Genomic DNA, 14,213 nt, shown 5'->3' with positions numbered 1-14,213 from the left:
GGGAAGGGGTCGCGGCCGCCTTAGCCCTCGATGAAGCCGCCGGATTCGTACGCGTGGTCCACGACTTCGAACACCTGAAGCAACCCGACCGGGTCGCCGTTCTCGTCGAGGTCGATGGGCCCGCTCACGCCGGTGTAGTCCACGTCCGACGGCGAACCACCGTTCGCCAGAATCTCGTGTGCGTCCTCGTACGTGGTCGCCTCCTCACCCTCGGGTCGCGTCACGTCCCGAACGACTTCACTGAGCGCCGCGCCCGTGAACTCGTCGGCGGCTTCGATGGCGAGTGCACTGACGACCACCGCGTCGTAGGCGTACGCCGACCACGACGTGGGTTCCTCGCCGAAGCGTTCCTCGAACTCCGAGACGAACGCCTGGTAGTTCTCGGCGTCCTGTGGGACGCTCGGGACCACGGCCTTCATCCCGTCGAGACTGCCCTCAGGAGCCGATTCGAGGACTTTCGGTCCTTTGACGCTGTCGCCACCGTACCAGGCGGCCTGGTCGGTGACGCCCAGGTCGAACGCCTCCTGAGACATCGTGGCGAACTCCGGCTGGTAGGTGATGAACACCCACGCGTCGGCGTCGGTGTCGGACATCGAGGAGATGGTGCTACTGTAGGAGGACTGGCCCTGGTCGTGGGGCTCGTTGTACACAATCTCCCCGTCATAGGCCTCGATGAAGGCTTCACCGACGGACTGACCGTAATCGTTGTTAATCCAGGCCAGCGCGGCGGACTCGTTGCCGTCCTCGTCGAGGAGCGCTGAGATCGCCTCTGCCTGTGCCTTGCCGGCCGGCGGCATCCGGAGCAGGTCCGGGAAGTTCGTCAGGTTCGGACTGGTGCTGTTCTGACTGATCTGGACGACGTCCGTGTTCTGGACGACGCTCTCGTGAATGGCCGTGCTGACACCGCTCCCGACGGTGCCGATGAGCAGCGGGACCCCTTCCTGGTTGACGAGGGTCTGGGCCGCGCTGACCCCGCCCTGACTCGTGCTCTGATCGTCCTGCTGCGAGATTTCCAGTTCGCCGCCGCTGACGCCGACGGCGTTGACGTCGTCGAGCGCGATTTCCTTCCCGCGCTGGTTCCGCTGACCGAACGCGGACAGCGAGCCGGAGAGGCTGTCTACCATCCCGATGGTGTAGGTGTCAGACCCGGAGTCCGTCGAGGAATCCGTCGATTCGCCGTCGCCGCCGTCACCTCCGTCACCGTCACCGCCATCGCTCTCTTCGGGAGCGCCCCCGGAACAGCCGGCAAGGCCGATGAGTCCGGCGCTGGCAGCAGCTTTCATTACGCTTCGCCTGTCAATCGAACGCATGTCATGTTCGTTCATGGTATACTGATATTCTTTTTCGCAACTCCCTGTATAACCGTGTCCCCGTCCATGGTAGGTTGCAGGTTCTGCCTCCCGTAGGGCAAGCCGTGGATTAATACTTTTGAAAGGTGTTTCCTACCCAGTGTATGGTATGGAACAAACGAAATCCGCGCCGAAAGAGACGCATCTGGGCGTGAGAGTCGGTCCATCCAAGTCCGATGACTTCGGCGTCGGCGAATCCGTCAATCTGTTGTCTATCCGGTGGGCATTTGAGGGACACAGCAGGTTCGCGCACGCGGGATGCCGGGACAGCGACGAGACAGCCAGCGGCTTCACCACCACTTGCTTCCATCTGGTACAGAAGTGATTTTTTTGGTAGGGGGTCTATTTAGGCTAATATAGTAGCGTAAATTCAGTAATGATCCCGCCGATAGCGAACAACTTCGTCGCCGGGGAGACAGCTCCGGGGGCACTCGACCACGTCGCTTCGCTCAACGACGACGACGTCAAGGGCATCCTGAATCTGTTAGGCGAACACTACGACGAGCGCCAGCCCGCTGACGAGGACGCCGACCAGTATATCGAGTTGGTCAAAGAGATCGACAGAAGCGGGCTCGACTGCTGTATCTCAGTCAAACCCTCCCAGATCGGCCTCGACGTTGGCGACGACGTGTTCGTCGAGAACCTCGAACGCATTGTCGCGGCAGGCGACGACCGCGGCGTCTTCGTCTGGGTCGACATGGAAGACTACACGACGACCGACGTGACTCTCGACGCGTACGAGCGACTCGTCACGGAACACGAGGGTGGCGTCGGCGTCTGTACGCAGGCGAACCTCACACGCACGCCGGACGACCTCGAACGGCTTGCGCCCCTTCCGGGCAAGGTCCGACTCGTCAAGGGGGCCTACTCCGAGCCCAAAGAGGTCTCCTACAAAAAGAAAGAGCGCGTCAACGAAGCCTATCGGGACTGTCTCGAACTGATGTTCGAGGAGTTCGAGGGCGGCATCGCCGTCGGCAGCCACGATCCGGCGATGATAGACTACGCGAAGGACCTTCACGACGAGTACGGCACCGACTACGAGGTCCAGATGCTGATGGGCGTCCGCGACGACGCCCAGCGTGAGCTCGCTGCCGAGGGCGTCCCGATGTGGCAGTACATCCCCTACGGCGACAAGTGGTTCTCCTACTTCTACCGGCGCGTCCGTGAACGCAAAGAAAACGCGCTGTTCGCGGTCCGTGCGGTCCTGAGCTAGGAGTCCGGGTCGAGTAGTTTCGCTTCTGCTTTCCGGAGGTGTTCGAGCAGCGTCGTCTTCGAAACGCCGAGTTTCGACGCGAGTTCGCGCGTCGAGATGCCGCGCGGCCACGCGTAGTAATCCTCCTGTCGTGCGAGTTCGAACGCTTCACGCTGGCTGTCCGAGAGTCGGTCCATCCGCCGGAGCTGCTGTGGACTGCCGCCGCCAGCGGACGTGATTCGAGTTACTTCGATATCGGCCGACTGTTCCTCGCGGATCTCGTCGAGGAGTGACTCTGCCTCGTCGCGGGAGTCCGCGAAAAACACCGGCCAGTGCTCGCGGCCGTGGCGGACGCGAACCGGGTCGTTGTGGATGAACCCACGCGAGAGGAGGCTGCCGCTGATGGTGTTGTCCGGGTCGTACTCAACGAATAGCTCTCGGGTCGTGTTCCCCGGTGAGGAACCCGTTCCGGTCGCGCCGTGGCGCTCGCGCAGTTCCAGCACCGAGTCGGTCAGCGACGAGTCACGGGTCGCGTCGATGAGGGCCTCGACCTCGCTAATACTGTCGGCGTACGCCGTGAACAGCCCCTTCACGCTGCCGTTCTGTGTGTTGTACACGCCGTGGGCCAACAGGCCAGCCGCCGTCTTGTCGGTGACTTCGAGCGTCCAGCAGTCGGGGTGCCAGATGCTCAGAGTCAGTTGAAGTCCGCCGTCTTCTGATTGTACTTCGCTCATACTGGGTGCCCTCCGTATGAAGGGGTGCTAAAGGTAGCCACGATATGGACGCAAATAAAGGTGCGGTTCATAAGGGGAACACCGACCATGGTAGGCAATGCCGGTTTTCGAGGGGATATCAGGCCATGGCGAACAGCAGCCGACCCCCCTGACCATGGACGGTGGAACATATTGGTGGGGGACGCATACAGTACATACTATGAGTGCAGACGACTCACGACGACACTACATCGACGGTGAATGGACGACAGGCACCGGCGAGGAAACGTTCACAAGTCAGAACCCGGCTACCGGCGAGGCGCTCGCCTCGTTCCACCGCGGAACCGAGGCTGACGTCGACCGCGCGCTGGCGGCGGCGGAGGACGCCTACGACGAGTGGCGCTCGCTTTCGCACATCGACCGCGCGGAGTACCTCTGGGACATCTACCACGAGCTGCGTGACCGCCACGAGGAGCTCGGGGAAATCGTCACTATGGAGTGTGGCAAGGAGATCAGCGAAGGGCTGGCCGACGTCACCGAGTCCTGGCACATGGTCGAGTGGGCCGCCGGCAACGCCCGCCACCCACACGGCGACGTGGTACCGTCGGAAATCGCCAGCAAGGACGCCTACATGCGCCGCAAGCCGAAGGGCGTCGTCGGCTGTATTACCCCGTGGAACTTCCCGGTCGCCATCCCGTTCTGGCACCTCGCAGTGACGCTGGTCGAGGGCAACACCGTCGTCTGGAAGCCCGCCGAGCAGACCCCGTGGTGTGCTCACATCATCGCCGAGATGTTCGAGGATTCGGGCATCCCGGACGGCGTGTTCAACCTCGTCCAGGGCTTCGGCGATGCCGGCAACGAAATCGTCGAGGACGACCGCGTCGAGACGGTCCTCTTTACCGGGAGCGCCGAAGTCGGCCACAAGATCGCTTCCAAGGTCGGCGGCGAGCCCGGCAAGATCGCCGCCTGCGAGATGGGCGGGAAGAACGCCGTCGTCATCACGGAGGAAGCCGACCTCGACATCGCCGTTCACTCGGCCGTGATGTCCAGCTTCAAGACGACCGGCCAGCGCTGTGTCTCCTCGGAACGCCTCATCGTCCACGAGGACCTGTACGACGAGTTCAAAGAGCGGTTCGTCGACGTCGCCGAAGACATCGCCGTCGGCGACCCACTGGAGGAAGACACCTTCATGGGGCCGCTCATCGAGGACGATCAGGTCGAGAAGTTCAAACGCTACAACGACCTCGCCCGCGAGGAGGGCGCGAACGTGCTCGTCGACCGCGCCGACCTCGGTGCCGAGGAGATTCCCGAGGGCCACGAGGAGGGGCACTGGGTCGGCCCGTTCGTCTACGAGATCGACTACGACGAGGACCTGCGCTGTATCAACGAGGAAGTGTTCGGTCCCCACGTCGCGCTGCTCGAGTACTCGGGTGACTTCGACCGGGCGCTGGAGATGCACAACAGCGTCGACTACGGCCTCGCCGGGGCCATCATCTCCGAGGACTACCGCCAGATCAACCAGTTCCGCGACGAAGCGGAGATCGGCCTCGCCTACGGGAACCTCCCGTGTATCGGCGCGGAGGTCCACCTGCCATTCGGCGGCGTCAAGAAGTCCGGCAACGGCCTCCCGAGCGGCCGCGAGGTCATCGAGGCCGTCACCGAGCGCACCGCCTGGACGCTGAACAACTCCAAGGACATCGAGATGGCACAGGGCCTCTCGGCGGACATCATCACCGATGAGTAAGTCCAAACAGGCGCCACCAGTCGGTTCCGTCTGTCCGCGCTGCCGTGGCGAGACGACGACCGAGAAGGGTATCGAGACCTGTAGCGACTGTTCGTGGGTCGGCTGTCTCGGCGCTGACTAACGGTCAGTCCCTCGATCCCAGTTCTTTCCACTACGGCCCCGGCACGCGTCTGTCCCACCCATCGCCGGCGGCCCGGACCCCCGTTCGCGGTCCACTTTTTCCAAACCTTAAACCTCTCCCCGTCGAAGTATCGGATATGAGCGACAACGACAGCAGAAAGAACCTGCGGATGCCGGAAGAGGACGAGGTGTTCGCCGTCGTCATGGACATGCTTGGCGCGAACCGCGTCAAGGTACGCTGTATGGACGGCGTCGAACGGACAGCCCGGATTCCGGGCAAGATGCAAAAGCGGATCTGGATACGCGAGGACGACGTGGTCCTCGTCGAACCCTGGGACTGGCAAGACGAGAAGGCCGACATCACGTGGCGCTACGAGAAACAGGACGCCGACCAGCTACGCGAGGAGGGACACATCCAGGAGTAGTCTGATATGTATCTGGCCGCGGGCTCGACGGAGGCGCAAGCGTGACCGAGGGGCAGTTCGGCCTGCTCGATACGGACGACGTCGATTCGCCGGGCGACGAATGGGAGGAAGTCGACGTCTCCGATACAGAGGCCGACAAAATCGCCCGCAAGCGGGACCGCGAGTTCAGCGAGTTCCGCGAGCGCATCAAGGACGCCGATCAATTCAAAGTCGAGGCCAGCGTCTTCGACGACGCCACCTACGGCGCGCTGTACAAACTCGTTCAGGACGGCCACATCGACGCTTTCGGCGGGCCGATCTCGACCGGCAAAGAGGCCAACGTCTACACGGCGCTGTCCGGCGATACAGAGGTCGCAGTCAAGGTATACCGCATCAACGCCTCCGATTTCAAGGACATGCGGAGCTATCTCGACGGCGACCCCCGATTCGAGGGCATCGGCTCGGACAAAAAGAAGGTCGTCACCGCGTGGGTCCGCAAGGAGTCGTCGAACCTCAAGCGCGCACGGCGGGCCGGCGTTCGGACGCCGGAGCCCATCGCCGTCGAGCGGAACGTCCTCGTGATGGAGTATCTCGGGACCGAGGAGGGCCGGAGCAAGCGCCTCAGTGAGGTCCACATCGAGAACCCGGAGACGGCCTACGAGGTCGTCAAGGAGTACACCCGCCGGCTGTACGACGCCGGCCTCGTCCACGGCGACCTCTCGGAGTACAACATCGTCTTCCACGAGGGCCAACTGTACATCATCGACCTGGGACAGGCGGTGACCATCCACCACCCCAACGCCGACGATTTCCTCGAACGGGACTGCCGCAACGTCGCGAACTTCTTCGCCAGACAGGGCGTCGACGCCACCCCCGAGGACCTGCTCGCGTACGTCCGGGAGTACGCGACGCCGAAAGACAAGGACGACACCGCCCCGGGGAGCGACGACGACGCTGTCCCGCAGGGGACGCCGGCGGACCGTCGTGACGAGGAGTAGTCACCTGCTTTCTGTTCGCATCGCTAGGTTTACTGAGGTGAGTGTTTGTCGCCGTGTCGATAAATGAACAGTGTCCTTTGCTAGTCATGCCCGTAATCTCCTGCAAGTAAACCGCAGTACTGCACTCTGTTACCCGGTTCATCACAACTCGTTTTGGCTGTGAAAACCACAGTGTGTAAAATGTTAGGCGTGGTATATCTCAGTATGGATTACCTCTCACAGTGCTCTTCATGCAGCGCGAACTGTCGGTTGCCTGTCCCGGGTAGGTACGGCTGATGGATACCACACCATCAGACAGTAGTTCGGACCAGCAGTCAGCGCGCGACGACGACTCGATGTCTGAGCGCCTCATCGAAGGACTGTCCTCGCATGCGGTGTTCATGCTCGACGCTGGTGGCACCATCACGACCTGGCCCGACCCGGCAGCGACGCTGTACGGCTACGACCGGGACGCGACGGTCGGCCACCACGTCGACATGCTGTTTGCCGACCCCGAAGAAATGGAGACGACCGTTGACGCACTGCTGACCGAGGCGGCAGACGGCCCCATAGAGACACAGCACTGGCACCGGCAGGCTGATGAGACGGTGTTCTGGGCGACCCTCTCGCTCTCGCCGCTTGAGGACGGAGACCCGGAAGGGTTCGTCGCAGTCAGCCAGGACACGACCGAGAAGCACCAGTACGACAAGATGCTCGAACGCCAGAACGACCGTCTCAAGGAGTTCACGGATATCCTCGCCCACGATCTGCGGAGCCCACTCAGTGTGATCTCCTCACGAGTGCATCTGGCCCGCGAAACCGGTGACGAGGAACACCTCGACGCGCTCGAAGAGACGAGCGACAGGATGGCCCGCCTCGTTGACGACCTGCTCTCTGTCGCCAAGCAAGGAAACGTCGTCACCGACCCGGAAACGACGAACGTCAAGGACGTTGTTGACACCGCCTGGGAAGGGGCCGGCGGAACCACCGAGCGGGCCACGCTCCACTACGACCACGTCGGCTCGGTGAGCGCCGACGCCGACCGCCTCATCGAACTGTTCGAGAACCTCTTTCAGAACAGCACTCGACACGGCGACGGCGCCGTTATCGTCCGCGTCGGCCCGCTGGACCACGGCTTCTACGTCGAGGACGACGGCCCCGGAATCCCGGCCGACAATCAGGAGGACGTGTTTGACCACGGCTTCACGACTGCCGAAGACGGCAGCGGCTACGGGCTCTCGATTGTCCGGACCATCGCGGGCGCACACGGCTGGGACATCCTCGTCACCGACAGCGACACGGGCGGCGCGCGGTTCGAAATCACCGGCGTCGAGTTTCTGGACTGAAGCGGGTTCTGCCGGCGGACGGCCGCCCGGCATTTGTCAGTCACGCGACTGCCGAAGTTTTAAACAGGCAGAACCTCCTACGGGGTAGTATACTTATGCAACACGTGAAGATTCCGCAGGACCGTATCGGTGTGCTGATCGGCGAGGGAGGTGAGACCATGCGCGAGATCGAGGAGCGCGCAGAGGTCCGGCTGGATATCGATTCCGAGGACGGCACGGTGAAAGTCGAGTCCGTCGGCGACCCGGTGACGGCGCTGAAAGGTCCCGACATCGTGAAGGCCATCGGCCGCGGGTTCGCGCCCGACGACGCGCTGGCGCTGCTTGAGGACGATATGATGATGTTCGAACTTATCGACATCGAGGCCGCCTCCCGCAACAAGAACGACTTCCGCCGCCAGAAGGGCCGTCTCATCGGTGAGGGTGGCCGGACGCGGGAACTCATGCAGGAACTCTCCGGCGCGGCCGTGGTCATCTACGGCTCGACGCTGGGCATCATCGGCGGTCCGGAGCAGGTCGACGCCGTCCGGGAGGCTGCCGAGATGATTCTGGACGGTGCGCCCCACGGCTCCGTCTACTCGTTCCTCGAACGCAAACACAACGAGATGAAACACAAAGGCCTCGAATACCACCAGTTCACCGGGTAACTCCGGCGAATCGGCTGTTTGATTGGCGATTACGCGCCACGACGACAGTGTGAATGCGCACAGTCGCTGTTGAATCCCGTCAGCGGCGCACCACACCGTTTTCCCCGGACACGCTCTACGAGGAGGTATGCCGACCATCGCCGATACGCACATCGTCAACCGCGAACGCGTCCAGCCGACCCATGCCAACAACTACCAGAGCGCCCACGGCGGAATCGTCATGAAGTGGATGGACGAGATCGGGGCGATGTCGGCCATGCGGGCCGCCAGGGAGTCCTGCGTCACCGCACAGATGTCCCGCGTCGATTTCGAGCGCCCGATTCCCATCGGCGATACCGCGCTCATTGACTCCTATGCCTACGCTACGGGCCGAACCAGCGTCCGGGTCCGAATCGAGGTCGCCCGCGAGGACCCACACACGGGCGAAACGGAGGAGACGACGAGCGCCTACGCCACCTTCGTCGCCGTCGACGACGGCACACCGACGCCCGTGCCCGAACTGACGGCCGAGAGCGAGGAGTGCAAGCAGTTACGCGAGACAGCACTTGCAGAGGAACCGAGCCGGTAGCCGGCAAGAGCTGACAGCATAGCGTCGTCGGGAACCGGGTCCGTCCGCGCTCTGGATTCAGCGTTCGAGATTCCGCGGCGTGTCGAAGTAATTGAGCATATCCAGCACCGCGCCCATGATGAAACTGAGGACGGTGATGACGAGGACGAGCCCGGTAAGCAGTGTCGAAATCGGGGGATCCAGTGTGAGCTGGAATCCGGCGATGAAGACGCAGGTGACCATCCCAACGACCAGCAGGAACGAGCCTGCGCTGGGGTCCTCACCGGTGAGAAACTCGAGCCCGGCGAGGAAGCCGGATGTCTGTGGCGGGTCATCGGTAACGTCTTCGGTCATTGCTCGGCCTCGGGCTGTGCCGTTTCCGCGGCCCGCTGAATAATCTGCACGAGGTGTGATACCCAGAGCCCGCCGGTAAACCCGAACAACGCAGAGACAACGACGGCTTTCGTGAGGGTGCCAAGCGGGGCGGCCGCCGCTAGCAGGCAGAGTCCTCCGAAGAGGAGCATCAATCCGTACTGGATTCGAGTGTCAAGGTCGAGGCGTGTGATGGTCTGAGCGAGAGTTGAGCGCATGTGGCGATAGTGGTGGCTGGTCGAGCGGCGGCTGTTTGTAGCGCGATACGACGGCAGAAACCGGCGGCAGCACCTGCTCAGGTAGCGCCCTCTTCGAGTAGTCGCTTGATTTCGCCGAGTTTGAGGTACGCAGCGAGACCGAGGATGGTTGCGGGCCAAAGACCGATGAACTGACCCCGCTGTTTGTCGCCGCGAACGTAATAGAAATACAGCGCCAGGGCGACGGACGCGACGGATGCCAGCGCGGCAGGGCCCATGCGGCGGCTGCTCTCGTCTTGCGATACCGCATCTGCCGCCTCGTCCTGTGTGGTACTCACATACACTGTTGGGCCTACAGCGGTATATCCCTTTGCAAGCAGTCAGCAGAACTGAAGGTTTCGGGATTCCACGCTTCGGTGCAATTTCGGGCTTGCAACTGCCGCTATTGCCTCACCTGATCACGGAGTCCCGGCGCGCTGCACAGTTAATTCGTTGTAGAAAGCCTCTGCCGGAATTTGAACCGGAGGAAGACGCCCGCTGGTCGTCTTCCAGGGATTCAAATGCCGCTACCGGTACACACGCTCCAGGGAAGCGCGGAGATGAAACTCCGCGGAGTTTGTTCGCGTTAGAAGCCTAGGCCGGAATTTGAATCCGGGGTCTCGTCCTTACCAAGGACGCGCTTTACCGCTAAGCTACCCAGGCACGCATCAGTGTGTATCCGGCAATTGTCTAAAGTCGTTTCGATTCGGGGCCGGTGTGTCGATTAGTATCAGTGATCGGCGGCGGCCTCGGTCCCGTCGCCGGATGGCTGTTCGGCCCCCGCGCGGGCCCGGAGCGCGTCGGCGACCTCCTCACCGAGCAACTCGGCGTTGGGCGGGAGGCCGTCGACGGCCAGTTCAGTTGCGTACTCGCGGAGTGTCGGTGTGGGTCGGATGCCGGCGGCAGTGACACCGGCGACCACGGCGAGTTCCAGGATGTCAGTTTCGAGCGCGGTGTCGAGGCTCTCGTCGTCGGTCGTCCGGCGGACTGTCTGGTCGTGACCGAACGAACGGACGACGGAGACAGCGGCGTCGGCGGCTTCGGTCCTGGCGAGCAGGTAGAAGCCACGCGAGACGAGGATGTCCGCGATGAGGATATCCAGGTCGGCCGTGTCGCGGTCGCCGTTGACCCAGGGGTCGTCGTGGGCCAGTTGGCGGGTGAGCGAGAGCCCCTCGTAGATGAGTTGGACGCCGGCGGCTCGGTCAGCGACGCCGTCGGCGAGGTCAATCGGCGGGTCGCTGGTCGCGTCTGCGCTGACGAGCGTCAGGACGCCGGGCGCCAGCGACGCGTCGTCCAGGCGAGCGTCGATCCGCCCGTGAAGCCGGTCAGGCTCGACATCGTCGACTGCCGCCAACGCTGCTCGGCGAACTGCCGCCACTTCCTCCATTATGAGGGTCTAGCGACGGGAAGGGCAAAGACCTTTGGAAACCGCAGAGTCACAGCAGCCATGGTACAGACCACGAGCGGCGATGGTATCCGGACCCTGACGCTCGACCGGCCCGACCAGCGCAACGCGCTCACCAGCACGGCGCTACGTGACCTCGAAGCAGCAGTCGAGTCCGCGACCGAGCCAGTGCTGTACCTCCACGGCGCTGGCGAGGCGTTCTGCGCCGGCGCGGATCTGGACGAGGTCAAAGCCCTCGATTCGGAGAGCGCCGAGGCGTTCGCGGCGCTGGGCCAGCGCGTCGCCCGGACGCTCGAATCATACGACGGAGCCGTCGTCGCCGGCATCGACGGCGCGGCGCGGGGCGGCGGCGTCGAACTGGCGCTGGCCTGCGATGTCCGAGTCGCGACGCCCGACGCGACGCTGGCCGAAACCGGGGTCAAACTCGGCCTGTTCGGCGCGTGGGGCGGGACCGCGCGGCTCCCCGATATCGTCGGGACCGGCGACGCGCTCGACATCACGCTGTCCGGCCGTACGCTCGACGCCGATACGGCACTGCGGATGGGGCTGGTTTCGCGGATCACTACGGAGCCTCGGGCCGTCGTCGAAGAGTTAGCGGCCGTCGACTCGGATGCGCTTCGAGTGCTGAAAGCACGGATGCGGGACGACGCCGACAGGGAGACGCAGGAGCGCCGCGAACAGCGGGCCTTCGCCGACCTCAACGCGAAGACCGAGTAGGGAAGGGTACAAGACGACGCCTCGCATACGGACCGCCAATGGTCGACTGTGAGTACTGCGCGGAATCGTTCGACGGCGAGGACGCCTATCTCGACCACCTCGCCGACACCCACGACGGCGAACTGGGTGCGATTGACCGTCGGCGCGTTAAGAAACATACCGGTGGCGAGGACAGCAACGCCCTCCCGGTCGGACCAATCGTTATCGGCATCGTCGTGGTGTTCGCTATCGGGCTCACAGTGTATGTGACCCAGCTGAGTGGCGGCGACGGCGGAAATGACGCAGACCTCGTCGGGACGGCGGGCGCACAGCCGCTTTCGGCAGTCGAGGCCTCTGGGGTCGAAGCGTCGTCGCTGGACGACACCGGCGACAGCGACCGACTGGCCGGTGTCGAGCAGTTCCCGGACCGAGGGAACAACCACGTCGAACAGGGCAGTGCCATCGACTACCAGCGGGTCCCGCCGCTTTCCGGGACACACTATGCGTCAACGGTGAGTGCAGGCTTCTACGAAGCGACGCCGCTGCTCGGCTCGCTCGTTCACACGCTCGAACACGGCGCGGTCGTCGTCTACTACGACCCCGACGAGATTTCGCCCGAGGCCAGGCAGAGCCTTCGAGAGTTCTCCAGCGTCCATACCGGCACTTGGCGGAGCGTCGTCGCCGTTCCGAACCCCAACGACGATCCCCGGGCCCCATACGTCGTGACGGCGTGGCAGCACGAGCTAACGATGGACAGCTACGACGCCGAGACCGTCCACGCGTTCCTCTCGGAGTATCTGGGTCGCGGCCCGGAGAACCCGGTCCGCTGATGATTGAGACGGAGTAACGGAACCGCAGTTCAGTACAGCGGGTCCGGACCCGGCGGCATCGCCCGCTTGTGGGCGCTCGATTCGTACATCTCGCGGACAGTCTCGACGACATCGAGCGGGACACCGAGCCGGTCGGCTGTCGCAGCCGCCGGGACACCGCCGTCGATATGCAGGGCGAGGATAGAGTCGAGCGTGTCGTAGTCCATCCCCATCTCGTCGGCGTCGGTCTGGCCGGTCCACATCTCGGCGCTGGCGGTTTTTTCCGCGAGGTCGTCGGGGACGCCGACGTGTTTCGCCAGCTGTCGGACCTGCTGTTTGTACAGCGCCGCGATAGGATGGCAGTCGACTGCGCCGTCGCCGTACTTCGTGTAGTAGCCGACCAGTGCTTCGCTCCGGTTCCCGGTGCCCAGGACCAGCGCCTGCTCGTGGTTACCGACGAGATAGTTCAGCACCGCCCGACAGCGAACCCGGAGATTGCCGACGGCGAGCTGGTCGCCCTCGGCGTCGGGATAGGCGTCGAGGAACGCGTCGACCAGCGGGTTGATTTCGATAACGTCGTACTCGATACCGAGCAGGTCGTTGGCCACCCGCTCGGCGTCACTCATGTTGTCCGCACGGTTGACCTCGCTGGGCATCACGAGGCCGTGGACAGCGTCGCGGCCGAGCGCTTCGACAGCCAGGTGTGAGACGAGTGTGCTGTCGATACCGCCAGAGAGCCCCAGCACCACAGTGTCGACACCGGCAGCGTCGACCTGGTCCTCGATGAACGACGTAATATGGTCGCGGTGGGCGTCCAGTTCAGCCTCGGAGAACGTCAGGTCGATCGGGTCGTTGGCCCGTACGACGGAGTCCGCTGTTGCCATATCTACTGGTTGGCCGGGCGGAACTAATACCCATCCATCGGTGCGATATTTTCGGACGACCGTCCAGTCGAAGCGCTACGTTCAAGTGCGGTCGCTGTTGACGGTTTTGTACGAAGCGCGTGCTGCGTGCAGGTTCGATGAATCTGCAACGAGAATGATGCGCCGGTGGTGAGCGATTCCGCAGGAATCGCGAGCCTCGGTGCGAGTGCAACGAGCGCCGGTGGTCCAGTGGTAGGACATTGCCTTCCCAAGGCAATAGCCCGGGTTCAATTCCCGGCCGGCGCACTCCCTGCGGTCGTTTGCCGCCCGATGTTCGCGAACGCTTCGCGTTCGCTCACTCCCGGCCGGCGGGTTTTGCTGCGAGCAATCCATGAACTCCAACCACAGTCGGAGATCGAGCCGTGCAAACAGCGTGCGGTTCGAACTCCGCAGGTAGTAGCGACACGATTCTAGGTACGTAGAATGAACGGTTATATGAGAAGAGTATGTAGTACGTTAACGTATGCCTCGACCAGCCACCCGGCCCCACAATCCCCTACTGGAATGTAAGAAATGCCATGAGCCGGTAATCAAAACAGCCGACGAGGAGTTCGAGTGCGTGGAATGCGGTTGGCAACCAACTGCGGACAGTCTGCTCTCGTAAGCCAGATCGGGGGCGACCGGTGCTATTGGGCCAGTCACTGTTGGATTTCGGCCGAGGGAAGAGGCACCGAGCGCGCCGTTACTGCACTATTGGTACCAGCGGTAGTGTGAGCCCGCGGACCGCGAGATACTT

General features: G+C 63.2%; 17 protein-coding genes and 2 tRNA genes. 11 read left to right on the top strand and 8 right to left on the bottom strand.

From position 1 onward, the window contains the following. Nucleotides 1–20: 20 nt before the first annotated feature. Complete coding sequence (locus ACOZ4H_RS02935) at nt 21–1,325, bottom strand: ABC transporter substrate-binding protein (protein WP_424327896.1); 1,305 nt, start codon at nt 1,323–1,325, stop codon at nt 21–23. A gap of 400 nt (nt 1,326–1,725) precedes the next feature. Here ACOZ4H_RS02935 and ACOZ4H_RS02930 point away from each other — a divergent pair, with 400 nt between their 5' ends. Next, nucleotides 1,726–2,562: a proline dehydrogenase family protein gene (locus ACOZ4H_RS02930; RefSeq protein WP_424327895.1), complete on the top strand. Its 837-nt coding sequence runs from the start codon at nt 1,726–1,728 to the stop codon at nt 2,560–2,562. On the opposite strand, the gene ACOZ4H_RS02925 is transcribed toward ACOZ4H_RS02930, so the two are convergent. Next, on the bottom strand, nt 2,559–3,275 hold the full coding sequence (locus ACOZ4H_RS02925; protein ID WP_424327894.1) for a helix-turn-helix domain-containing protein: 717 nt from the start codon (nt 3,273–3,275) through the stop codon (nt 2,559–2,561). The genes ACOZ4H_RS02930 and ACOZ4H_RS02925 overlap by 4 nt on opposite strands. Before the next feature lie 199 nt (nt 3,276–3,474). Between ACOZ4H_RS02925 and ACOZ4H_RS02920 the strand changes: the two genes are divergently transcribed. From ACOZ4H_RS02920 to ACOZ4H_RS02890, 7 genes are all read left to right on the top strand, one after another. After that, nucleotides 3,475–4,998: an aldehyde dehydrogenase family protein gene (locus ACOZ4H_RS02920; RefSeq protein ID WP_424327893.1), complete on the top strand. Its 1,524-nt coding sequence runs from the start codon at nt 3,475–3,477 to the stop codon at nt 4,996–4,998. Continuing rightward, nucleotides 4,991–5,119: a hypothetical protein gene (locus ACOZ4H_RS02915; protein WP_424327892.1), complete on the top strand. Its 129-nt coding sequence runs from the start codon at nt 4,991–4,993 to the stop codon at nt 5,117–5,119. The genes ACOZ4H_RS02920 and ACOZ4H_RS02915 overlap by 8 nt, the downstream gene beginning before the upstream one ends. 136 nt (nt 5,120–5,255) lie before the next feature. Further along, nucleotides 5,256–5,543, top strand: a complete 288-nt coding sequence (gene eif1A, locus ACOZ4H_RS02910; protein WP_004516096.1) for a translation initiation factor eIF-1A — start codon at nt 5,256–5,258, stop codon at nt 5,541–5,543. Between the two features lie 41 nt (nt 5,544–5,584). Beyond that, complete coding sequence (gene rio1 / locus ACOZ4H_RS02905) at nt 5,585–6,520, top strand: serine/threonine-protein kinase Rio1 (protein ID WP_424327891.1); 936 nt, start codon at nt 5,585–5,587, stop codon at nt 6,518–6,520. A 275-nt stretch (nt 6,521–6,795) separates the two neighbouring features. Next, a complete protein-coding gene (locus ACOZ4H_RS02900) occupies nt 6,796–7,845 on the top strand; it encodes a PAS domain-containing sensor histidine kinase (protein WP_424327890.1) in 1,050 nt (349 codons plus the stop codon). Between the two features lie 95 nt (nt 7,846–7,940). Next, entirely contained in the window at nt 7,941–8,489 is a 549-nt protein-coding gene (locus ACOZ4H_RS02895) for a KH domain-containing protein (RefSeq protein ID WP_004590591.1), read from the top strand. A 127-nt stretch (nt 8,490–8,616) separates the two neighbouring features. After that, complete coding sequence (locus tag ACOZ4H_RS02890) at nt 8,617–9,057, top strand: acyl-CoA thioesterase (protein WP_424327889.1); 441 nt, start codon at nt 8,617–8,619, stop codon at nt 9,055–9,057. A gap of 57 nt (nt 9,058–9,114) precedes the next feature. On the opposite strand, the gene ACOZ4H_RS02885 is transcribed toward ACOZ4H_RS02890, so the two are convergent. From ACOZ4H_RS02885 to ACOZ4H_RS02865, 5 genes are all read right to left on the bottom strand, one after another. After that, on the bottom strand, nt 9,115–9,390 hold the full coding sequence (locus ACOZ4H_RS02885; protein ID WP_424327888.1) for a hypothetical protein: 276 nt from the start codon (nt 9,388–9,390) through the stop codon (nt 9,115–9,117). Then, a complete protein-coding gene (locus tag ACOZ4H_RS02880) occupies nt 9,387–9,560 on the bottom strand; it encodes a hypothetical protein (protein WP_424327887.1) in 174 nt (57 codons plus the stop codon). The genes ACOZ4H_RS02885 and ACOZ4H_RS02880 overlap by 4 nt, the downstream gene beginning before the upstream one ends. A 143-nt stretch (nt 9,561–9,703) precedes the next feature. Further along, on the bottom strand, nt 9,704–9,943 hold the full coding sequence (locus tag ACOZ4H_RS02875; protein WP_424327886.1) for a hypothetical protein: 240 nt from the start codon (nt 9,941–9,943) through the stop codon (nt 9,704–9,706). 292 nt (nt 9,944–10,235) lie between these two features. Beyond that, nucleotides 10,236–10,307, bottom strand: a tRNA-Thr gene (locus ACOZ4H_RS02870). 67 nt (nt 10,308–10,374) lie between these two features. Next, nucleotides 10,375–11,031 carry a DUF7114 family protein gene (locus ACOZ4H_RS02865; RefSeq protein ID WP_424327885.1) on the bottom strand — a complete coding sequence of 219 codons (657 nt, stop codon included), beginning with the start codon at nt 11,029–11,031 and terminating at the stop codon, nt 10,375–10,377. 60 nt (nt 11,032–11,091) lie between these two features. Between ACOZ4H_RS02865 and ACOZ4H_RS02860 the strand changes: the two genes are divergently transcribed. Both ACOZ4H_RS02860 and ACOZ4H_RS02855 read left to right on the top strand, forming a co-directional pair. Further along, nucleotides 11,092–11,766, top strand: coding sequence for an enoyl-CoA hydratase/isomerase family protein (locus ACOZ4H_RS02860; RefSeq protein ID WP_424327884.1), 675 nt, complete (start codon nt 11,092–11,094; stop codon nt 11,764–11,766). 38 nt (nt 11,767–11,804) lie between these two features. Continuing rightward, the gene (locus ACOZ4H_RS02855) at nt 11,805–12,575 is read left to right on the top strand and encodes a DUF3105 domain-containing protein (RefSeq protein ID WP_424327883.1); all 771 of its coding nucleotides are present in this window, start codon (nt 11,805–11,807) and stop codon (nt 12,573–12,575) included. 29 nt (nt 12,576–12,604) lie between these two features. On the opposite strand, the gene ACOZ4H_RS02850 is transcribed toward ACOZ4H_RS02855, so the two are convergent. Next, a complete protein-coding gene (locus tag ACOZ4H_RS02850; RefSeq protein ID WP_424327882.1) occupies nt 12,605–13,438 on the bottom strand; it encodes an NAD+ synthase in 834 nt (277 codons plus the stop codon). 214 nt (nt 13,439–13,652) lie between these two features. On the opposite strand from ACOZ4H_RS02850, the gene ACOZ4H_RS02845 reads away from it, so the two are divergent. Further along, nucleotides 13,653–13,723, top strand: a tRNA-Gly gene (locus ACOZ4H_RS02845). Nucleotides 13,724–14,213: the final 490 nt, after the last annotated feature.

The organism is Haloarcula amylolytica (assembly GCF_049705545.1).
Classification (GTDB): domain Archaea; phylum Halobacteriota; class Halobacteria; order Halobacteriales; family Haloarculaceae; genus Haloarcula; species Haloarcula amylolytica_B.
The sequence above is the reverse complement of the archived record's forward strand: the minus strand, read 5'-3'. Positions and strand labels throughout refer to the sequence as shown.

What these genes read in the sequence shown, in the direction of transcription:
- eif1A (WP_004516096.1), top strand. Translation starts at nt 5,256, where the DNA reads ATGAGCGACAACGACAGCAGAAAGAACCTGCGGATGCCGGAAGAGGAC.
- ACOZ4H_RS02900 (WP_424327890.1), top strand. Translation starts at nt 6,796, where the DNA reads ATGGATACCACACCATCAGACAGTAGTTCGGACCAGCAGTCAGCGCGC.
- ACOZ4H_RS02865 (WP_424327885.1), bottom strand. Translation starts at nt 11,031, where the DNA reads ATGGAGGAAGTGGCGGCAGTTCGCCGAGCAGCGTTGGCGGCAGTCGAC.
- ACOZ4H_RS02895 (WP_004590591.1), top strand. Translation starts at nt 7,941, where the DNA reads ATGCAACACGTGAAGATTCCGCAGGACCGTATCGGTGTGCTGATCGGC.
- ACOZ4H_RS02890 (WP_424327889.1), top strand. Translation starts at nt 8,617, where the DNA reads ATGCCGACCATCGCCGATACGCACATCGTCAACCGCGAACGCGTCCAG.
- ACOZ4H_RS02855 (WP_424327883.1), top strand. Translation starts at nt 11,805, where the DNA reads ATGGTCGACTGTGAGTACTGCGCGGAATCGTTCGACGGCGAGGACGCC.
- ACOZ4H_RS02915 (WP_424327892.1), top strand. Translation starts at nt 4,991, where the DNA reads ATGAGTAAGTCCAAACAGGCGCCACCAGTCGGTTCCGTCTGTCCGCGC.
- ACOZ4H_RS02860 (WP_424327884.1), top strand. Translation starts at nt 11,092, where the DNA reads ATGGTACAGACCACGAGCGGCGATGGTATCCGGACCCTGACGCTCGAC.
- ACOZ4H_RS02925 (WP_424327894.1), bottom strand. Translation starts at nt 3,275, where the DNA reads ATGAGCGAAGTACAATCAGAAGACGGCGGACTTCAACTGACTCTGAGC.
- ACOZ4H_RS02930 (WP_424327895.1), top strand. Translation starts at nt 1,726, where the DNA reads ATGATCCCGCCGATAGCGAACAACTTCGTCGCCGGGGAGACAGCTCCG.
- ACOZ4H_RS02920 (WP_424327893.1), top strand. Translation starts at nt 3,475, where the DNA reads ATGAGTGCAGACGACTCACGACGACACTACATCGACGGTGAATGGACG.
- ACOZ4H_RS02850 (WP_424327882.1), bottom strand. Translation starts at nt 13,438, where the DNA reads ATGGCAACAGCGGACTCCGTCGTACGGGCCAACGACCCGATCGACCTG.
- ACOZ4H_RS02880 (WP_424327887.1), bottom strand. Translation starts at nt 9,560, where the DNA reads ATGCTCCTCTTCGGAGGACTCTGCCTGCTAGCGGCGGCCGCCCCGCTT.
- ACOZ4H_RS02885 (WP_424327888.1), bottom strand. Translation starts at nt 9,390, where the DNA reads ATGACCGAAGACGTTACCGATGACCCGCCACAGACATCCGGCTTCCTC.
- ACOZ4H_RS02935 (WP_424327896.1), bottom strand. Translation starts at nt 1,325, where the DNA reads ATGAACGAACATGACATGCGTTCGATTGACAGGCGAAGCGTAATGAAA.